The organism is Rhizobium sp. CBN3 (assembly GCF_030518245.1).
Classification (GTDB): domain Bacteria; phylum Pseudomonadota; class Alphaproteobacteria; order Rhizobiales; family Rhizobiaceae; genus Rhizobium; species Rhizobium aethiopicum_A.
Map to the genome: position 1 here is coordinate 491,184 of NZ_JAULSE010000002.1, position 15,722 is coordinate 506,905.

Sequence of the window (15,722 nt, forward strand, 5' to 3'; positions counted from 1 at the left end):
TCCCCCGGTGTTCAGGCGGCTTTTTCAGCCGAAGCAGGGCATGGCCGGCAGATTGGCGCGGCTCGCAAGCGCTCCGATCATCTTGCCCACCGGCGTCGGGCGCGGTTGACGTTTGTCGGCGGCCGTCTCCAGGAGTTGCTTGAAGTCTTCAAGCTTCACGCCGTCGGCGCGCAATACCATGGCGATCAGGGGGTCGCGAAGGGCTTCGGATATCGTCAGGTCGTCTCTGGTCTTTCTCATGGCTTGTCCTCCTTTCGTGGGCGGTCGCCCGTGTTCCACATCCGCCGCCAACCCTCTGCGTTGACTTTCGCGGTCTGTGGTGTTACCGGTAAGTAACAATGCTGTTGTTACCGATCGGTCACATTGATGTCAAGGACTTCGTCCGCAAAAAAATCAGAAACTTCGAATGAAATCTCCACAACCGTTTCAGAAGATCGCATCCCGCCGCGGGAGCGCATCGTCTCGACGGCGGTGGAGCTTTTCCGTGAGCGCGGCATCCGCGGCATCGGGGTCGATGCCATCGCCGACGCCGCCCTGACCAACAAGATGACGCTCTACCGCCATTTCGGCTCGAAGGACGAACTCGTCTGCGAGACGCTGCGGCGCGCTTCCGAAAAGGCCGATGCCATCTGGCGCGATCTGGAGGCCGCTCATCCCGGCGATCCCCGCGCCCAGCTCGACGCCTGGGTGGAGATGCGGGCGCAGTGTCTGAACGGCGAGCCGGCTGGCTGCGACCTCGCCAACGCCGCCATCGAGCTCAAGGGGGAGGGCCATCCCGCCCACGAAATGATCGAACGGCACAAGGCCGAACAGCGCGATCGTCTGGCCGCGCTCTGTTCGGCAGCCGGTGCGCACGAACCTCAACTTCTTGCCGATACGCTGACGCTGCTGCTGGAAGGCGCGCGCGTCAGTCGCCAGGCGATGGGCGCCGCCGGCTGTTGCGGCCATTTCGCCAAGGCCTGCAGAGCAGCGATCGCTTCCTTCACGTAATAGGCCGGAACCTTACCGCCTCCACATCGTTTTTCCATCACCGGACGATGTGGAGACCGGGAGATGAATCACGTCTATCTCAAGCGGCTATATGCCAGACGCGCCGAACTCGAAGCCAAGCTCGAGCTTCACGAGGCACGCTATTGTTTTGGCGAGGAAGAGGTCGATGACGGCACCGACAGCGACCTGCGTCAGCGATTGAGCGAGGTCTCCGAGGAAATCTCAGCGCTGGAGAACAGCTCGGCCAGAGCCTTTTCGGGGTAGGTCACTGTCGCTACAGGTGCTGCCGGATCATTGGCAAAGCCAGGGTCAGGAGCGCGGCGAAAACCATGATCACCCCATACGGTATCTTCCGGCTCGCCCGAATTTCCTCGATGCGCATGAAAAAGGCGAGATGTGCGACGCGCAGCGGCGCCGGCAGCCGCAGGACCAGAAGCGTCACGATGCCGAGGACCAGCAGCAGCACCGCAAACGGCATCATCCCGTGCCATCCGATAAAAAGTCCGATCGGCAGGAAAAGCTTGGCGTCTCCTGCGCCAAATAGCCGGAACGCCCAGAGCGCCACCCCAAGCATGAACATCAGCAGACCGGCCCCAAGGTCGCCACCAATTCCGCTCGAAGCAAATATTGCAGCGCCGACATCCTCGGAGGCAAGCATCACGGCCATCGCGCGCAGCGCATAAAGCGTCACGAGCGCAAGCACGAGGGTGTTGGGAATCTTCCATGTGCGGAAATCTGTCCATGCGGCGTAGAGCAAAAGTAATACTGAAAGAGAATTAATAACAACGACCAGTTCCAGCATGGGCTTCAACCTTTTAGGGCTATCATAATCTACTCTGTATGCTCAGTTTCACTCTATATCGGGGACTTTGCCAGGCTTTTAGGACCAGTCACGCGATTTTTCGTCTTAACCATAAAGTATAGATGTCGAATGTTCTCGTATAAAACAATTGACTAAATTAGACTTAACAGATTATTAATATTCCCAGTCGAAGGGGCGGTCTCGACGACACGGCAGCCGGGGGTAATTTCGGCGCACAACTTACCTGGGAGGTAATTCTCGATGAAAGCATTTGTAAATAGCGTACGCGCTTTCGCGCGGGAAGAAGATGGCGTCGCACTGACAGAATACCTTATTCTGCTTGCCTTGCTGGTTGGCGGCGTGATCACGGCGGTGACATTGGCCGGCACCAATCTGGCTGCCGTTTGGACGGCATGGGCAGGGTGGTTCACGGCCGAGCTGGCTGTCCCGGCCTGATATTGGCGTTCGAAGAAGAGAGGGGTTTTTGTTAACCCCTCTCTTCTAAATTAGAAACAATGAATGGATGCACTCCGTCCAGTGTAGCGAGTAACCGCGATGCGTTCTTCAACGATTTTAAGCCTCGTTATTGCATTTGTACTCGCCGCCGCCGCAGTTTTCGGGATGCGCGCGTATCTCTCCGATCAGAAGGCCCGGCTGCTGGCGATGAACGGCATGAAGGCGGAGGAAAGGACACTTGTTGTCGCCGCCACGCCGATGCGCTTCGGCGACCGGATCCGATCCGAAAACCTCAGGGCCATTCCCTGGCCCTCCAATGAAACACCCGCAGGCTCATTCGTCAGCATCGAGTTGGTCGTCGGCAACGATGCCCAGCCGCGCTATGCCATGGCGGCGATCGACCCTGGCGAGCCGGTGCTATCCTCGAAAATCACCGGTACCGGCGAACGCGCGACGCTGTCGGCGGCGCTCGACCAGGGCATGAAGGCGGTCTCCATCCGCGTCAACGACGTGCTCGGCGTTGCCGGCTTCGTCAGGCCTTCCGATCGCGTCGATGTGCTTCTGACGCGAGTCGTGCGCGGACCGGCAGGTAACGATCAGACCTTCGTCGACGTGCTGCTGCAAGGCGTCAAGGTGCTTGCGGTGGACCAGACGGCAGACGAGCGCAAGGACGAGCCATCCGTCGTGAAAACCGTGACCTTTGAGGTCACGACCGACGAGGCGCAGCGCCTTACCCTTGGCTCCAGTATCGGCACGCTCTCGCTGGCGCTTCGCAATGTCGCCTCTTCCTCTGTCGAGCAGACCCGGCCGATCACCGTCGCCGACCTCGGCGGCGGGCCAATGGCAACAGAACTGGGCAAGGATTTGGAAAAGCAGTTGCCAGAACCTCCAAAACAAGTGCAGATTGTGGAACAAAAGGTTGAGCCGGTGTTGCCGGTTGAGCCGAAGTGGGTGACAGTGGGTGTCTGGAACACGACGAAGCGCGAGGAGCACCGAGTCGGCCTGATCCAGTGATGTTTATGCGGAATGCCGCAGGTGCGGCGAGCCGAATGAGGGGGCTAAAGCAGGCATGGCGAACGGCAAGAGAAGAATCGCGAGGACGAAAAGCCTTGCGGCACTAGCGGCAGTGTTTTCGGCCTGTGTGTGTTTGGGCCCCGGATTTGCCGGCTGCGCCAACGCACAGGAAAAGTCCGTCAGCTTAGGCGAATCAGTCCAGCATGTGACGTTGCCTCCGAACGAGACGCTGACGCTCAACACAGGCCAGCCCTTCGGCGATCTTGTCATCGGCAGCGCAGATATGATCGACGTGGTGCCGCTTTCCGACAAGTCGCTGTTCATCCGCGGCAAAAAGCCCGGCGCCACCAATATTTCGGTCTATGGCGACGACAAGTCGCTTCTCGGGGTCATCGACATCCGCGTTGCGAGCGATTTCAGCGAAGTCGCTTCCGCCATTCGCTCTGCAGCGCCCTCGGCTCGGGTCAGGGTCATCAACTCCAACGATCGCATTCGCCTGACGGGCTTCGTCCGCGACGGCATCGAACTGCAGCGGGTGATGGAAATCGCCCAGTCCTATTCCGACCAACCGGTGCTGAACCAGTTGCGCGTCAGTGACAGCCAGCAGGTGATGCTGGAGGTCCGTGTCATCGAAGCCTCGCGCCAGACGGGTCGTGACCTCGGGATCGGTTGGTCCGGGCAGGGCAGCAACAACCGCATCGGCAAGGCCACGACCAGCCAGGGGATCGCCGTGGATGATAACGGCAATCTGGCCCGTACCCTCCTTGACCCCAAGGGTGCGGCAACGGGGGCGCTGCCCTTCGGCCAGTTGATCGCCAAGGTGCTGGAAATTTCGGGCGGCCACATCGACGTTGTGATCAACGCCCTCGAGCAGAAGGGATTGGTGCGCCGCCTGGCTCAGCCGAACCTCATCGCCATGAGCGGCTCGACCGCCAGCTTCCATGCCGGCGGTGAAGTGCCGATCCTGAAGACGACGAACAACGGCACGACTGTGGCCACCGAGACGGATTATCGCCCCTTCGGTGTGCGGCTGACCTTCAAGCCAGTGGTTCTTGATGATGGCCTCATCAATCTGGAGATCGAGCCTGAGGTTTCCGAGATTGATCCCTCGATCAACGTCAATGGCAATCCGGGATTCATTTCGCGCGCGGCCAGCACCACGGTCGCGCTTCGCGACGGCCAGAGCTTTGCCTTGGCGGGCCTGCTGCAGTCGATCAATGCCAGAGACATCCAGCAATTGCCGGGACTCGGGCAGATACCGGTCCTCGGCGCACTGTTCCGTTCGACGAGTTTCCAGAAGAAGGAATCCGACCTCGTCATCGTCGTCACGCCACACATTGTGCGCCCGGCCCGCCCCGGCGAGGACCTCTACAGTCCGCTCGACCAGACGCGTTCGTCCAACGACGTCGAGCTCTTCGCGCTCGGTGTCCTGGAAGTCGACAAGGACATGCTCCGACGCTTTCGCAATGGCGTAGGTGTGACCGGGCCTTACGGTCATCGTCTCGACCTGAACCAGGGAGTCCAAGCCGTTGCTACAAAACGCTAAGCGCGTCCTTCTCGTCCTTGCAGCCGCCGGCGTCGCTCCCGGCTGCGCCGACTACATGAACCACCGCGACTCGATCACCTTCGGGGTCGGGAACGCCGTAGAAGCAAACAAGGCCATCCATATTCAGGACCCGTTCCCGCCGGAAGCCCAGCGAACTCAAATCGCAAGCGACGGCAAGGTGATCCGCAGGGTGGTCACTCAATACCAGAACGGCGGGTTAGGCGTTGTTCAGCCGTCGCCGGCCATGGGGGCCAATGGAGCCTCCAACGGGGCGACCGCCAGCCAGTAGCTGGCGAAAGGCATGAACGGCGGCAGTGCGCCGAAGGGGAAAATGCACGAAACGGGGTCATCACGGCGATAGCGCCGTGATGGGGGGACGCCAATGCTCAGCAGGGTTGTCAGTCGGTTCTGGAACGATCATCGCGGCTATGTCATCGCCTTGACGCTCATCGCCATGCCAATGCTTCTCGGCTTTTCGCTGCTGATCATCGATGTCGGCCGCAGCAGCAACCTGCATACCGATCTCCAGAACGCGGTCGATGCGATGGCGCTGGCCGGGGCCCGTGAACTCGACGGCCGCGATGATGCTATTACGAGGGCGCAAACGGCGATTGAGAAAATCGCCAATAGCGCGGCTTTTCCGGGGGGCGGAACCGGCATGTCGCTTGGCTCGCATATCAGCGTGACCTATGACGCCGGCAATGATGCCGGGAGCACGGTCACCGTGCTTTTTCTGAAGAGCATCCCGGCCAACGACGATACCCCTATTCCGTCTTCGATGGAAACGACCGTGGCCAGCGAAGCGTCCTATGCCTGGGTCATCGCCAAGCCGCAGGCGATGCAGACGATCTTTCCGATCCCGGTCGGCTTCACCCGCGACACGATCAACATCGCTGCCGACGCCGTGGCGGTATACCACGCCAGCGCCTGCGACGTGACGCCGATCTTTATCTGCAATCCGTTCGAGCCGGTGGGGAACACCAGTGAAAGCGCCAGCGAAACTGCAGCTGCCGCGTTGCACACCAATTTTGCGGCCGGCAATCTTTACGGGCGACAGATCGAGCTTCACAGCACCGCGGCATCCAATCCCGGTCCCGGCAATTTCGGCTTCCTGCGGACCCCCTTGGGCAATGGCGCGTCCGTGCTGGCGGAGGCTCTTGCCACCGGCAATCCCGGCACCTGCTACACACAGGACAACCTCGATACGGAGACCGGCGCGAAGGCGGGGCCCGTCGAGGACGGCGTGAATACGCGCTTCGGCTTTTACTCCTCATCATTCAACAAGGCGAACGGAGATTATCGTTACCGACCAGCCCAAAACGTGCGCTCCGCTCAGTCAACCAGCGGCACGGGAAAGAAGGGCTGCGATGCCTATGATCCAGTCATGGTCGGAGCCGTTGTCGGCGATGCGACCAAGGCTTTGCCGCTCGGCTACGGAGCGGGCATGACTTCGCTTGCCGGCGGCAAGATCAGCAGTGGCAACAACTGGAATTACACGACCTATTGGAATGTCGCGCAGGGCACGGCCGCGCCCTCGGTGAGCACGGTCCTCAGCAACTACTCCAGTTATCCCGCGCAGGCGACCGGAACACCGACCCAACCCTCCGCTTACGACGTCTATCGATACGAGCTTGCAAACGCGGCTCTCATCAACCATGCCTCGGCGAATGGTGAGACCGGAACACCGGCAACGGGCGGCCAGTGCTATACCGGCCCGGACCTTTCGGACTATACGGCGGCCGAATATGGTGATCGCCGCGAGATCTTCTCTGCCATCGTCAATTGTGGCTATGAGGCCTCGGTCGGCCATCTCAACGGTCACAAGGCCACGCGCGCCGTCGCCTTTGCGCGCATGTTCCTGACCAAGCCGGCAATAAAGGATTCCGGCGAACGATACCTTTCCCTGGAGATGATCGACATTTCCGGCAAGGGTGGTCGCGGTACGCTGGACGAATTCCTGCGGGAAGAATCGGAGCTGGTCAGATGATGGCGCTCCGCAATTTTATCCTGCATCGGCTTTGCCTCGGCTTCTGGCGGCGGGAGGAGGGCGCAGTGCTTGCCGAGGCGTTGCTCGCGATCCCCTTTGTGACGCTCTTTGCCGCGGGGATACTGGAGTTTGGCAGCATCTTCTGGCAGCGCATGCAGATCGACGCAGGCTTGCGCGATGCGGGGCGTTACCTTTCGCGATGCCGACCGCCGTCGGGAACCTATGTGCCGACATGTAATCAGGTGACGGCGAAAACGATTGCTTTTTACGGAACGCAGACACCCGCGGCAGACGCGGAACCCCGTGTCCCCGACTGGAAGGACCCTTCCGACATCACCATCACGGCACCCGATGCGGACGGGAACATCACCCTTTCCACTGCTCATCTCTATAAGAGCTCGCCGGTGTTCGGCTTTCTCGGGATTGATGCCATCACGATCAATTCCTCCCATGAAGAGAGATACATCGGATGGTGACCTCCAGGAGAATCAAGGCATTCTGGCAGGATAGCAGCGGTGTCAGCCTTGTGGAAGCATTGCTGACTTTTCCGATCGTCTTGCTGGTATTCGCCACCTTCATCGAGTTCGGCTATGCCATGTCGCAGTGGAACCAGACTGTAAAGGCGCTGCAATATGGTGCCCGTCTGGCGGCGGTATCCGATCCGCTGACGACGAATTTCAATGCCGTTTTCCCGACCGAGGCTGCCGATCCCCTCAACAACGGCAAAGCCACGCCGAACGATGCGACGATATCCTCGACCTGCGCGTATCCTGATAACTGCACGCCGGCATTGAACCGGATCGTCCTGGGAAGCGATGGCGTTTGCGAAGTAGGAACCGATCCTCACCCCGGTATTTGCGACCTCGATTGGCGCATCAAGCGGGAGAATCTGATGGTCACCTATCAGCGATCGGGGCTCGGCTATTGGGGCCGCCCGGACGGGCCCGTGCTGACGATGCGGCTGGAGGTGCATGACGTCACCTTCGATCTGCCGATCCTCGGCGGGCTGTTGGGGCTGAACGAGGTCACCATCCCGGCCCATCCGGTGACGATCACGACGGAAGACCTGAAGACCTGCTCAACCTGCTGACTCCTTGTTACGCGTAGGAAAGCGAAAATGACAGCTCACATGAACATTGCCGCATCCACCAAGATCCTGGTTCTCTCCGACGACGCGGCCGCAGCGAGCTTCATGCTCGATACGTTCGGGTCGCTTTCGCGTTACGATGTCCGCCATCTCTCGCTGAAGGCGCTCGGGGAAAAGGGCCGGCTCGATCCGACGCAGTTCGACCTGATCGTTCTCGACGTCGACAACGGGGAATTGCTGCAGCAGCCGGAGCTCTTCACGTTTCGCACCCGCTATCGCGACATTCCCCTCGTTGTCGTTTCCGAAGACCTGCCGGACGACATGCTGCGGCTGCTCTTCCGCCTGAACGGCAATGACTGGCTGAAGAAGCCGCTTGAGCGCCGCGCTTTGATCGACATGATTTCGACCCATGCGCCAGGCACCGGGGCCAGCGACAGCCGGGTGCATGCTGTGGTCTCAGCCGTCGGTGGCGCGGGCGCCAGCATGATCGCTTCGTCGCTCGCGCATGTGCTGGCCCAGCCGACCAAGAATTCCACGCCACGGATCGACTTGTTCGACACGGATTTTTGCTCGGGATCGCTCGGCTATTATCTCAATCTTGTCAACGACTACGACCTGAAACCGGTCATCGCCAATCCTTCCCGGGTCGATCTCGAATTCATCGATCTCGTCCGAAAGCGGCATCCGGGCGGCTTTTCACTGCTTTCCTTCAAACAGCCGTCAGTCCTTCTGGCGCCGAAGGGCGGTGAACTCGTGCTGCGTATGCTCGACGTGGCCGCCTTTGAGAGCGACCACACGATCGTCGACATCCCCTATTATGACACGCCTTGGAAATACGAGGTGCTCACTTCGGTCAACAGCATCTACATCGTCACCGAAATGACGGTCCCCGCGCTTTCTCAAGCCAAGGATTTGTTTGCCAACCTGGTACGGCTGCGCGGCAGTTCGGATCAGATATTCATCGTCATCAACAAATACCGCGCCAAGCTTTTCGGCCTCGGCCTGCGCCGACAACAAACCGAGAAGATATTCAAGGAGATCCCGACGCATGTCATTGCGGATGACTGGGATACTTTGAGCGAGGCGGTCAACCGCGGCGTGCTGCCATTCCAAGTGAATTCCCGCGCGCGCTTCTGCCGCGAGGTCGGTAAACTTGGAGCATTGGTGCGATGAAGGTGATTGACAGCAGGCGCATAAGGTCCTGCGTCGGCCTTGTGGTTCTGGCCGTTCTGGCCGTCGCCGGGGATGCAGCGGCCGCCGGGCTTGTGCCACGAAGCCTTGGGCCGACGACAAGCACTGTGGTGACGGTCGAAAAAAGCTTCGCGGCCGGAACGATCGTCATCATCAGCGCGAACCGAACGCTGGATCTCGTCATCTCCGAAGGACGTGCGATCCGTTACAAGATCGGCGTCGGACGAGACGGATTTCGCTGGAGCGGCACCGTCAAGGTTGGACGCAAGGCAGAGTGGCCCGACTGGCGCCCGCCTGCCGAGATGAAGGCGCGTGCGGCCGGACTCCCGGACTTGGTACCTGCCGGGCCGCTCAATCCGTTGGGCGCTCGCGGGATCTATCTCTTCAAGGGCGGGACTGACACGCTCTACCGCATTCATGGAACGAACGAGCAGTCGACGGTCGGCGATTTCGCCTCATCGGGCTGTTTTCGCATGAGCAATGCCGACGTCATCGATCTCTATGAGAGGGTGAAAGTCGGTTCCACGGTCATTGTAAAATAGTTCAGGGGTGGGAAGCATGGCGAACGGCATCATGGGGCGTTTCTATAAGCATCAACAGGAGCCTGAAAGCCGGGAACATCCGGAGGCGGCCGAGCCGTCTCTCGTTGCAGTTCAGAACATGCCTGCCCAACCGGCTCCTGATAGCGCCGCGGCGGGTGTCGAAGACACTTCGCTCGGGCCGGACCTGGTTTCCGAGCGGGTCAATCTGCACCGCTACCTGCTCGATCGCATTAACCTCGGGATTCTCGACACGCTCGACAACGAGGAGATCGCCACCGAGATCCGGCCGTTGGTCAAGGATTATATCCGGAACAACAACTTTCCGCTGAATGCCAAGGAAATCAATGATCTGATCCGCGATATCACCGACGAGATGCTGGGGCTCGGACCGATCGAGCCGCTACTGGCCGACGACACCATCGCAGATATTCTCATCAACGGCTACAACAGCGTCTATGTCGAGCGGAGCGGCAAGCTCGAGAGCACCGCGGTGCGGTTCAAGGACGAGGACCATCTCCTTCGGGTGATCAACAAGATCGTCTCGGCGGTTGGCCGCCGCGTCGACGAGTCGACGCCGATGGTTGACGCCCGCCTCAAGGATGGCTCGCGTGTCAACGTCGCCATCAGGCCGATCTCGGTCGATGGACCGCTCGTTTCCATTCGTAAATTCACCCGCAAACCGCTGACAATGGAGCGCCTGGTGCAATATGGCGCCATGGCCGATGCGATGCGCATCCTTCTCAGCGCCGCGGTCAAGGGCAAGGTGTCCATGGTCATTTCAGGCGGCACCGGTTCCGGCAAGACCACCTTGCTGAACGCGCTCTCGTCCCAGATTTCTCCAAAGGAGCGCCTGATCACCATCGAGGATGCGGCCGAACTGCAACTGCAGCAGCCCCATGTCGGGCGTTTGGAAACGCGACCGCCGACGCTCGACGGACGCAACGAGATCCGCCAACGCGAACTTCTGAAAAACGCGCTGCGCATGCGTCCTGACCGCATCATCGTCGGCGAAGTCCGCGGCGACGAGGCGTTCGACATGCTGCAGGCGATGAATACCGGTCATGAGGGATCGATGACGACCATTCACGCCAACACGCCCCGCGATGCCGTCGGTCGGCTTGAGCAGATGGTCGGCATGGCCGGGATGCCGATGTCGCAGTTGAGCATTCGCTCGCAGATCTCCTCCGCCATCACCGTCATCGTGCAGGTCCAGCGCCTGAGCGACGGCAGCCGCAAAGTTGTCTCGATTTCCGAGATCACCGGCATGGAGGGCGAAGTCGTACAGATGCAGGAGATTATGAAATTCAAGAAAATCAACACCGATGAAGGTGGGCGGATCCATGGAGAATTCCGCGCCACCGGCATCCGGCCGCGGTTCGTCGAGGAATTTGCCGAACTCGGGATCGAGATCCCTGTGGCGATTTTCGATCCCGGTAAACCGCTGCAAACGGGACCTGTTCAATGACGACCCTCACGCTGCTTTACGCCGCCGTTTTCACCGCGGCCCTTGTCGCTGTCGAAGCGATCATGCGCGGCTACTTCAAGACATCCGAACGCCACCGCGCAGTGAACCATCGGCTGAGCTTGCTCGAGGTCAGCGATGATCATCGTAAAACCTACGGCGACATGCTCAAGGAGCGCGGTGTCGCCGGCAGTTGGCGGCAAACCCCCATAATGCAGCGACTGCTGCGGTTCTATGCCCAGTCGGGAATCAAGTTCGATGCCAGGCGGTTTGCTCTCTTCGCGATCGCCGGCGCACTTGTGACGTGGCTGGTCGTCCAGTTCCTGGTGCCCAGCACTCTGTTTAGAATACCCGTCCTTCTCCTGATCGGCCTGTTCATCCCTGCACTGATCGTCTGGCGCGCCCGGGCGCGCCGCATGAAAAAATTCGAACTGAAGCTTCCTGAAGCGCTCGATGTCGCCAATCGCAGCCTGGCCGCCGGCCACCCGCTGCCCGCGGCGATTGCTTTGGTGGCACGCGAGATGCCTGATCCGATCGGCACCGAGTTCGGCCTCCTCTCGGATGAACTCACCTATGGCGTGACGCTGGACGATGCCCTTGTCAACCTAGCCGACCGGGTCGGCGTCGAGGACCTGAATCTGCTTGCGATATCGTTGAGCGTACAGGCCGGAACCGGCGGCAATCTCGTGGAGATCTTGCAGAACCTTTCGAAAACGCTGCGAGACCGGTCGATGCTGAAGGCAAAGGTCAGGGCGATTTCGTCGGAAGGACGCATCACGGCGATCTTCATGTCGGTCTATCCGTTTTTGCTCTACGCCATGATCAAGGCGTTGTCCCCGACCTACTTCGATCCCGTCTGGGAGAGCGGCCACGGAACCGCCGTGGTGAGCGTGCTGCTTGCCGTCATGGCGATCGGCAATGTCATTCTCTACAAGATGGTCAACTTCGAGTACTGAGGCGGTCATGTCGAGTGAGTATGGAATCTACCTCATCGTCTTCTTTGCAGTGCTGATCTTTTCGGCGGCAGCCTCGGAGTTGTTTTTTCGACAGCGCGAGGTCTCGGTTCGAATGTCGAAGAGCTCGGCGGCGGTGGGCGACGAGTTCCACCTCGGCGATACGACCATTGCCGATCTCGGCGAAGCGGAAAACCGCCTGATCCGTCGCTATTTCGAAATTACACGACGTGACACGAATGCGAACTCCACCCAAAACCGGCTGATCAGGGCTGGCTATTTCGCTGCAGGCGCCGTGACCACCTTCCAGGTGCTTCGCGCGGTGATCTGTATTAGCGCGCTGGTCGCGGCGGTCTGGGCCCTGAACCGGGTCGCGCCGAACATGTCGCAGATGGCAACGCTGATCATTGCCATGTTTGCTGCGGGTACGACCTTTATTTTGGTCAACATCTATATCGATCGGCGTGGCGCCGCCAAGGAGAGGGAGTACCGCCGACTCTTTCCCGATTTCATGGATATGCTGATCGTCTGCCTCGATGCGGGGATGAGCATCGAGGCTGCGGCGAACCGGGTTGCCCGTGAATTCGTCGACAAGCAGCAGGACTTCGGCCTGCATCTCTCGATCATGATGCTGGAAGTGCGGGGCGGCCGGCGATTGCGCGAGGCGCTCGCTAACCTTGCCACCCGCCTCAGGATTGACGAGGCCCGGGCCCTTTCCGTTCTGTTCCGCCAATCGGAGGAGCTCGGGACGAGCGTCACGCAGACGCTGCGGGTCTACAGCAAGGAAATGCGCGATCTGCGTATTGTGCGCGCGGAGGAAAAGGCAAACGCCCTGCCCGTCAAGATGCTGCTGCCGCTCGGCGCCTTCCTTTTTCCGGTGAGCCTCATCATCGTTCTCGTCCCCATCGTTATCCGCGTCGTCATGCTTCTCGTCCAGATGAAACCCGGCGGTTGAGCCAAGCGAGGTCGTATGCAGTATTCGCTCGAACAGGATCGTAACGGTGCCATCATTTCTCTCGATCCGCGCATGCCGATGGCACCGGCAAGCATAGAACAAGCGGGGTTGGATCAATCGTTCCTGCTTCGGCTGGCCGCAAAATGCGCGACCGAGCAGGATACGACCACGGCCTCTCATCTCGCTGAGCGCATGAGATTGCCGAAAGTGATCGTCAATATCCTGATCAAGGAACTGGTGAAACTCGCCTATCTCGAGGCTCGCGGCCTGGCGGGTGAGGATGTGAGATCCGATGTCCGATATGCGCTGTCAATGAAGGGGTTCGAATATGCCCATGCGGCGTCGCGTCAAAGCCAATATGTCGGACCGGCGCCGGTGTCGCTCGATGCGTTCTGCCGGCAAATAGGTTTGCAGTCCATCCATCAAGAGCGCGTAACTCCGGAGCGGCTGACTGACAGCCTTGACGGATTGGTGCTCTCGCACACCCTGGTCGAAAAGCTCGGTCCGGCCCTCAATTCCGGTCGCTCCATCCTGCTTTACGGACCGCCCGGCAATGGAAAGACGAGCATCGCCGAGCGGACGTCGCAACTGTTTCGCCAAACGATCTGGGTGCCCTATGCCATCGAGGTCGGCGGCCATGTCATCAGTTTCTATGACGAGGCAGTGCATCACCCCGTATCGGAGGCTGAGACGGACTCCCATCCGAAAGCGGATCGACGATGGATCGAATGCCACCGTCCGGTGATCAAGACGGGCGGGGAATTGACCCTCGATCAGCTTGATCTCACCTTCAACGCCGGGCCAAATGTCTATGAAGCGCCCATACACTTGAAGGCTTCCGGCGGCGTCTTCATCATCGACGACTTCGGGCGTCAGCAAGTGGCGCCGCAGGCGCTCATCAATCGCTGGATCGTGCCGCTCGAGCGCGGATATGACTTCCTGACGCTGCACACCGGCAAGAAGTTCAAGGTTCCCTTTGACGAGCTGGTCGTGTTTTCGACGAATATCGCACCGAAGGACCTCTCCGACGAGGCGGGCTTGCGGCGCCTCAAATACAAGATCTATGTCAACACGCCGTCGCGAGACGAATATATCAGGATTTTCAAATCCTATGCCAGCGGCGTCGGAGTGGTTGTCTGTGATCCAGACCTGAACCTGTTCTACGATCGCAAATACAATGGCGATGTGCTAGCGTCGTGTTATCATCCGAAATATCTTCTCGACTTCGTCGGTTCTTACTGCGAGTTCAACGGCATAGCTGGAATCGCGTCGCTCGAGATGCTCGATCGGGCGTGGGAAGGGGTATTTACGTCGGAATGATTGCGAGGCTTGGCGTCTGATCACCGCCTGTTCCTGGACATTGTGTCCAACACAGATTTCATGGCTTACGGGGAGTAAAACAATGACCGGCATCCCGAATATCGACGTCGAAGCCGACCGCGCAAAACCAAGCGACATGCGAACACCAGAGCCGAGAGGCTCAAGAAATCCGTTGCTCGTCGGTTTGATCCTGATGCTCCTGCCGGTGAATGCCGGCGTTCTCATTTATACGGCCAAAAACTCAGCCGATGTTCGCGAGAGCCGCGAGACCATGGCCGCGCTCAAAAGGTCCATCGATGGCCTGAGAGGACAAATGGAAAAGCAGTCGGGCAACATCGCGGACAATGCCAAGGCCGACGAAGTCGCACTGATCCGCCAGGAGATTGATAGCCTGCAAAAGTCTATTCTGTCGATGAACGAAGGGGTGCGCAACGACATGAGCGGTGCACGCATGGGTTCAGCTTTGGTCTTGAGCGCGCCCGGCAAGGAGCCAGCGCAGTTTTTCGCACCCCGCACCGTACCTGCGGAAGCTCAAATGCTGGATAGCACTCTTGCGTCCATCGAAGCCGGCGGCATTCCAGTCAATAACCTACCGCGTTACTCACGTACGCTCTCGCCGGAAGGCCAGCTCATCCTTCGGAAGGCACGGTAAGCAGCGACTTCACCGAATTTTCAAAGCAATTGGCGGACGCCGCCAGGGGCGCCGTGCCGCTGCTCAGAGCGCCCTCATTTCGCAGATTGCCGATCGCTGAAGGGCCGATCACCGCTGAGCATACTTCACGCTGTTCTTCATCAGCTCGAGATTACGGGCAGTGACTTCGTTTCCGGGGTCGAGCTCATAGGCTTTCAGGAAATACCGTCTGGCAGTCCGCAAGTCACCGCGTAACAGGTGAGAATAGCCGATATTATTGTAGTAAACCGGGGTGTTGCCGATCATCCGCGAGAGTTGCTGATAAGCGCGGTCGGACGTGTCGAAGCGGGCAACCATGTCGGCGGAGGCCGCCAAGCCTAGCCAGGCGGCCGGGTCTTCCGGAAAAACGTCAACCGCTCGCTTGTAGATGGCGTAGGATTTTCCGTAATTCTTTTCCTGAAACTGCAGTTTGCCGTTGGTTATCAGCTCGTCGTTCTTATAGAAGGCGACGGCCGAGTCATCCTGGAGGGTTTTTGCGCTGTCGCCGTAAGCAGCCAGACCATCAACGCCGGATGACTGGCAACCAGCCAATATCGCTCCGGTCGCTAACAAAAAGGCAATGCATTTAGTCCCAGCTCTGATCTGCAACATTGGCAATTTGGTCCCCATCAGACATTCTTACCTAAGACTCGGATGCGTTCGTCGGCATCATCGTGAAAAAAAGCTAACAACTCAAGAATTTAAGCAGATACTCACAAAAAAGGCGACAGAGGCGTGCCTTCGCCG

General features: G+C 59.4%; 19 protein-coding genes. 16 read left to right on the forward strand and 3 right to left on the reverse strand.

What is annotated here, in order from left to right; genetic code table 11:
• Nucleotides 1-24: 24 nt before the first annotated feature.
• On the reverse strand, nucleotides 25-240 hold the full coding sequence (locus tag QWJ46_RS05030; protein ID WP_064812208.1) for a hypothetical protein: 216 nt from the start codon (nucleotides 238-240) through the stop codon (nucleotides 25-27).
• A 126-nt stretch (nucleotides 241-366) separates the two neighbouring features.
• Between QWJ46_RS05030 and QWJ46_RS05035 the strand changes: the two genes are divergently transcribed.
• Together QWJ46_RS05035 and QWJ46_RS05040 are read left to right on the forward strand one after the other, a co-directional pair.
• Nucleotides 367-990, forward strand: coding sequence for a TetR/AcrR family transcriptional regulator (locus tag QWJ46_RS05035; RefSeq protein ID WP_302749426.1), 624 nt, complete (start codon nucleotides 367-369; stop codon nucleotides 988-990).
• Between the two features lie 63 nt (nucleotides 991-1,053).
• Nucleotides 1,054-1,254 carry a hypothetical protein gene (locus QWJ46_RS05040; protein WP_302749427.1) on the forward strand — a complete coding sequence of 67 codons (201 nt, stop codon included), beginning with the start codon at nucleotides 1,054-1,056 and terminating at the stop codon, nucleotides 1,252-1,254.
• Between the two features lie 10 nt (nucleotides 1,255-1,264).
• Here the strand turns inward: QWJ46_RS05040 and QWJ46_RS05045 are convergent, their stop codons facing one another.
• The gene (locus tag QWJ46_RS05045; RefSeq protein ID WP_302749428.1) at nucleotides 1,265-1,792 is read right to left on the reverse strand and encodes a prepilin peptidase; all 528 of its coding nucleotides are present in this window, start codon (nucleotides 1,790-1,792) and stop codon (nucleotides 1,265-1,267) included.
• A gap of 261 nt (nucleotides 1,793-2,053) precedes the next feature.
• Here QWJ46_RS05045 and QWJ46_RS05050 point away from each other — a divergent pair, with 261 nt between their 5' ends.
• The 14 genes from QWJ46_RS05050 to QWJ46_RS05115 all read left to right on the forward strand — a co-directional run bounded on the left by QWJ46_RS05050 (nucleotide 2,054) and on the right by QWJ46_RS05115 (nucleotide 14,957).
• The gene (locus tag QWJ46_RS05050; protein WP_113543776.1) at nucleotides 2,054-2,248 is read left to right on the forward strand and encodes a Flp family type IVb pilin; all 195 of its coding nucleotides are present in this window, start codon (nucleotides 2,054-2,056) and stop codon (nucleotides 2,246-2,248) included.
• 99 nt (nucleotides 2,249-2,347) lie between these two features.
• Complete coding sequence (gene cpaB, locus QWJ46_RS05055) at nucleotides 2,348-3,262, forward strand: Flp pilus assembly protein CpaB (protein WP_302749429.1); 915 nt, start codon at nucleotides 2,348-2,350, stop codon at nucleotides 3,260-3,262.
• Between the two features lie 55 nt (nucleotides 3,263-3,317).
• On the forward strand, nucleotides 3,318-4,808 hold the full coding sequence (locus QWJ46_RS05060) for a type II and III secretion system protein family protein (protein WP_302749430.1): 1,491 nt from the start codon (nucleotides 3,318-3,320) through the stop codon (nucleotides 4,806-4,808).
• A complete protein-coding gene (locus QWJ46_RS05065) occupies nucleotides 4,792-5,097 on the forward strand; it encodes a hypothetical protein (protein WP_184459047.1) in 306 nt (101 codons plus the stop codon). The genes QWJ46_RS05060 and QWJ46_RS05065 overlap by 17 nt, the downstream gene beginning before the upstream one ends.
• A gap of 93 nt (nucleotides 5,098-5,190) precedes the next feature.
• Nucleotides 5,191-6,795, forward strand: coding sequence for a TadE/TadG family type IV pilus assembly protein (locus QWJ46_RS05070; protein ID WP_302749431.1), 1,605 nt, complete (start codon nucleotides 5,191-5,193; stop codon nucleotides 6,793-6,795).
• On the forward strand, nucleotides 6,792-7,271 hold the full coding sequence (locus tag QWJ46_RS05075; protein ID WP_184459049.1) for a TadE/TadG family type IV pilus assembly protein: 480 nt from the start codon (nucleotides 6,792-6,794) through the stop codon (nucleotides 7,269-7,271). Before QWJ46_RS05070 ends, QWJ46_RS05075 begins: the two co-directional genes overlap by 4 nt.
• Nucleotides 7,265-7,885, forward strand: coding sequence for a TadE/TadG family type IV pilus assembly protein (locus QWJ46_RS05080; RefSeq protein ID WP_302749432.1), 621 nt, complete (start codon nucleotides 7,265-7,267; stop codon nucleotides 7,883-7,885). The genes QWJ46_RS05075 and QWJ46_RS05080 overlap by 7 nt, the downstream gene beginning before the upstream one ends.
• A gap of 27 nt (nucleotides 7,886-7,912) precedes the next feature.
• Nucleotides 7,913-9,055 carry a pilus assembly protein gene (locus QWJ46_RS05085; protein ID WP_302749433.1) on the forward strand — a complete coding sequence of 381 codons (1,143 nt, stop codon included), beginning with the start codon at nucleotides 7,913-7,915 and terminating at the stop codon, nucleotides 9,053-9,055.
• A complete protein-coding gene (locus tag QWJ46_RS05090; protein WP_302749434.1) occupies nucleotides 9,052-9,615 on the forward strand; it encodes a L,D-transpeptidase in 564 nt (187 codons plus the stop codon). Before QWJ46_RS05085 ends, QWJ46_RS05090 begins: the two co-directional genes overlap by 4 nt.
• A 16-nt stretch (nucleotides 9,616-9,631) precedes the next feature.
• Nucleotides 9,632-11,080, forward strand: a complete 1,449-nt coding sequence (locus QWJ46_RS05095) for a CpaF family protein (RefSeq protein ID WP_184459053.1) — start codon at nucleotides 9,632-9,634, stop codon at nucleotides 11,078-11,080.
• Complete coding sequence (locus QWJ46_RS05100; RefSeq protein ID WP_302749435.1) at nucleotides 11,077-12,033, forward strand: type II secretion system F family protein; 957 nt, start codon at nucleotides 11,077-11,079, stop codon at nucleotides 12,031-12,033. Before QWJ46_RS05095 ends, QWJ46_RS05100 begins: the two co-directional genes overlap by 4 nt.
• Nucleotides 12,034-12,040: 7 nt before the next feature.
• The gene (locus QWJ46_RS05105; RefSeq protein WP_184459055.1) at nucleotides 12,041-12,985 is read left to right on the forward strand and encodes a type II secretion system F family protein; all 945 of its coding nucleotides are present in this window, start codon (nucleotides 12,041-12,043) and stop codon (nucleotides 12,983-12,985) included.
• Between the two features lie 15 nt (nucleotides 12,986-13,000).
• Nucleotides 13,001-14,305: an AAA family ATPase gene (locus QWJ46_RS05110; protein WP_302749437.1), complete on the forward strand. Its 1,305-nt coding sequence runs from the start codon at nucleotides 13,001-13,003 to the stop codon at nucleotides 14,303-14,305.
• An 82-nt stretch (nucleotides 14,306-14,387) separates the two neighbouring features.
• The gene (locus QWJ46_RS05115) at nucleotides 14,388-14,957 is read left to right on the forward strand and encodes a hypothetical protein (RefSeq protein ID WP_302749438.1); all 570 of its coding nucleotides are present in this window, start codon (nucleotides 14,388-14,390) and stop codon (nucleotides 14,955-14,957) included.
• Between the two features lie 108 nt (nucleotides 14,958-15,065).
• On the opposite strand, the gene QWJ46_RS05120 is transcribed toward QWJ46_RS05115, so the two are convergent.
• Nucleotides 15,066-15,587, reverse strand: coding sequence for a tetratricopeptide repeat protein (locus QWJ46_RS05120; protein ID WP_097600785.1), 522 nt, complete (start codon nucleotides 15,585-15,587; stop codon nucleotides 15,066-15,068).
• Between the last annotated feature and the right edge of the window lie 135 nt (nucleotides 15,588-15,722).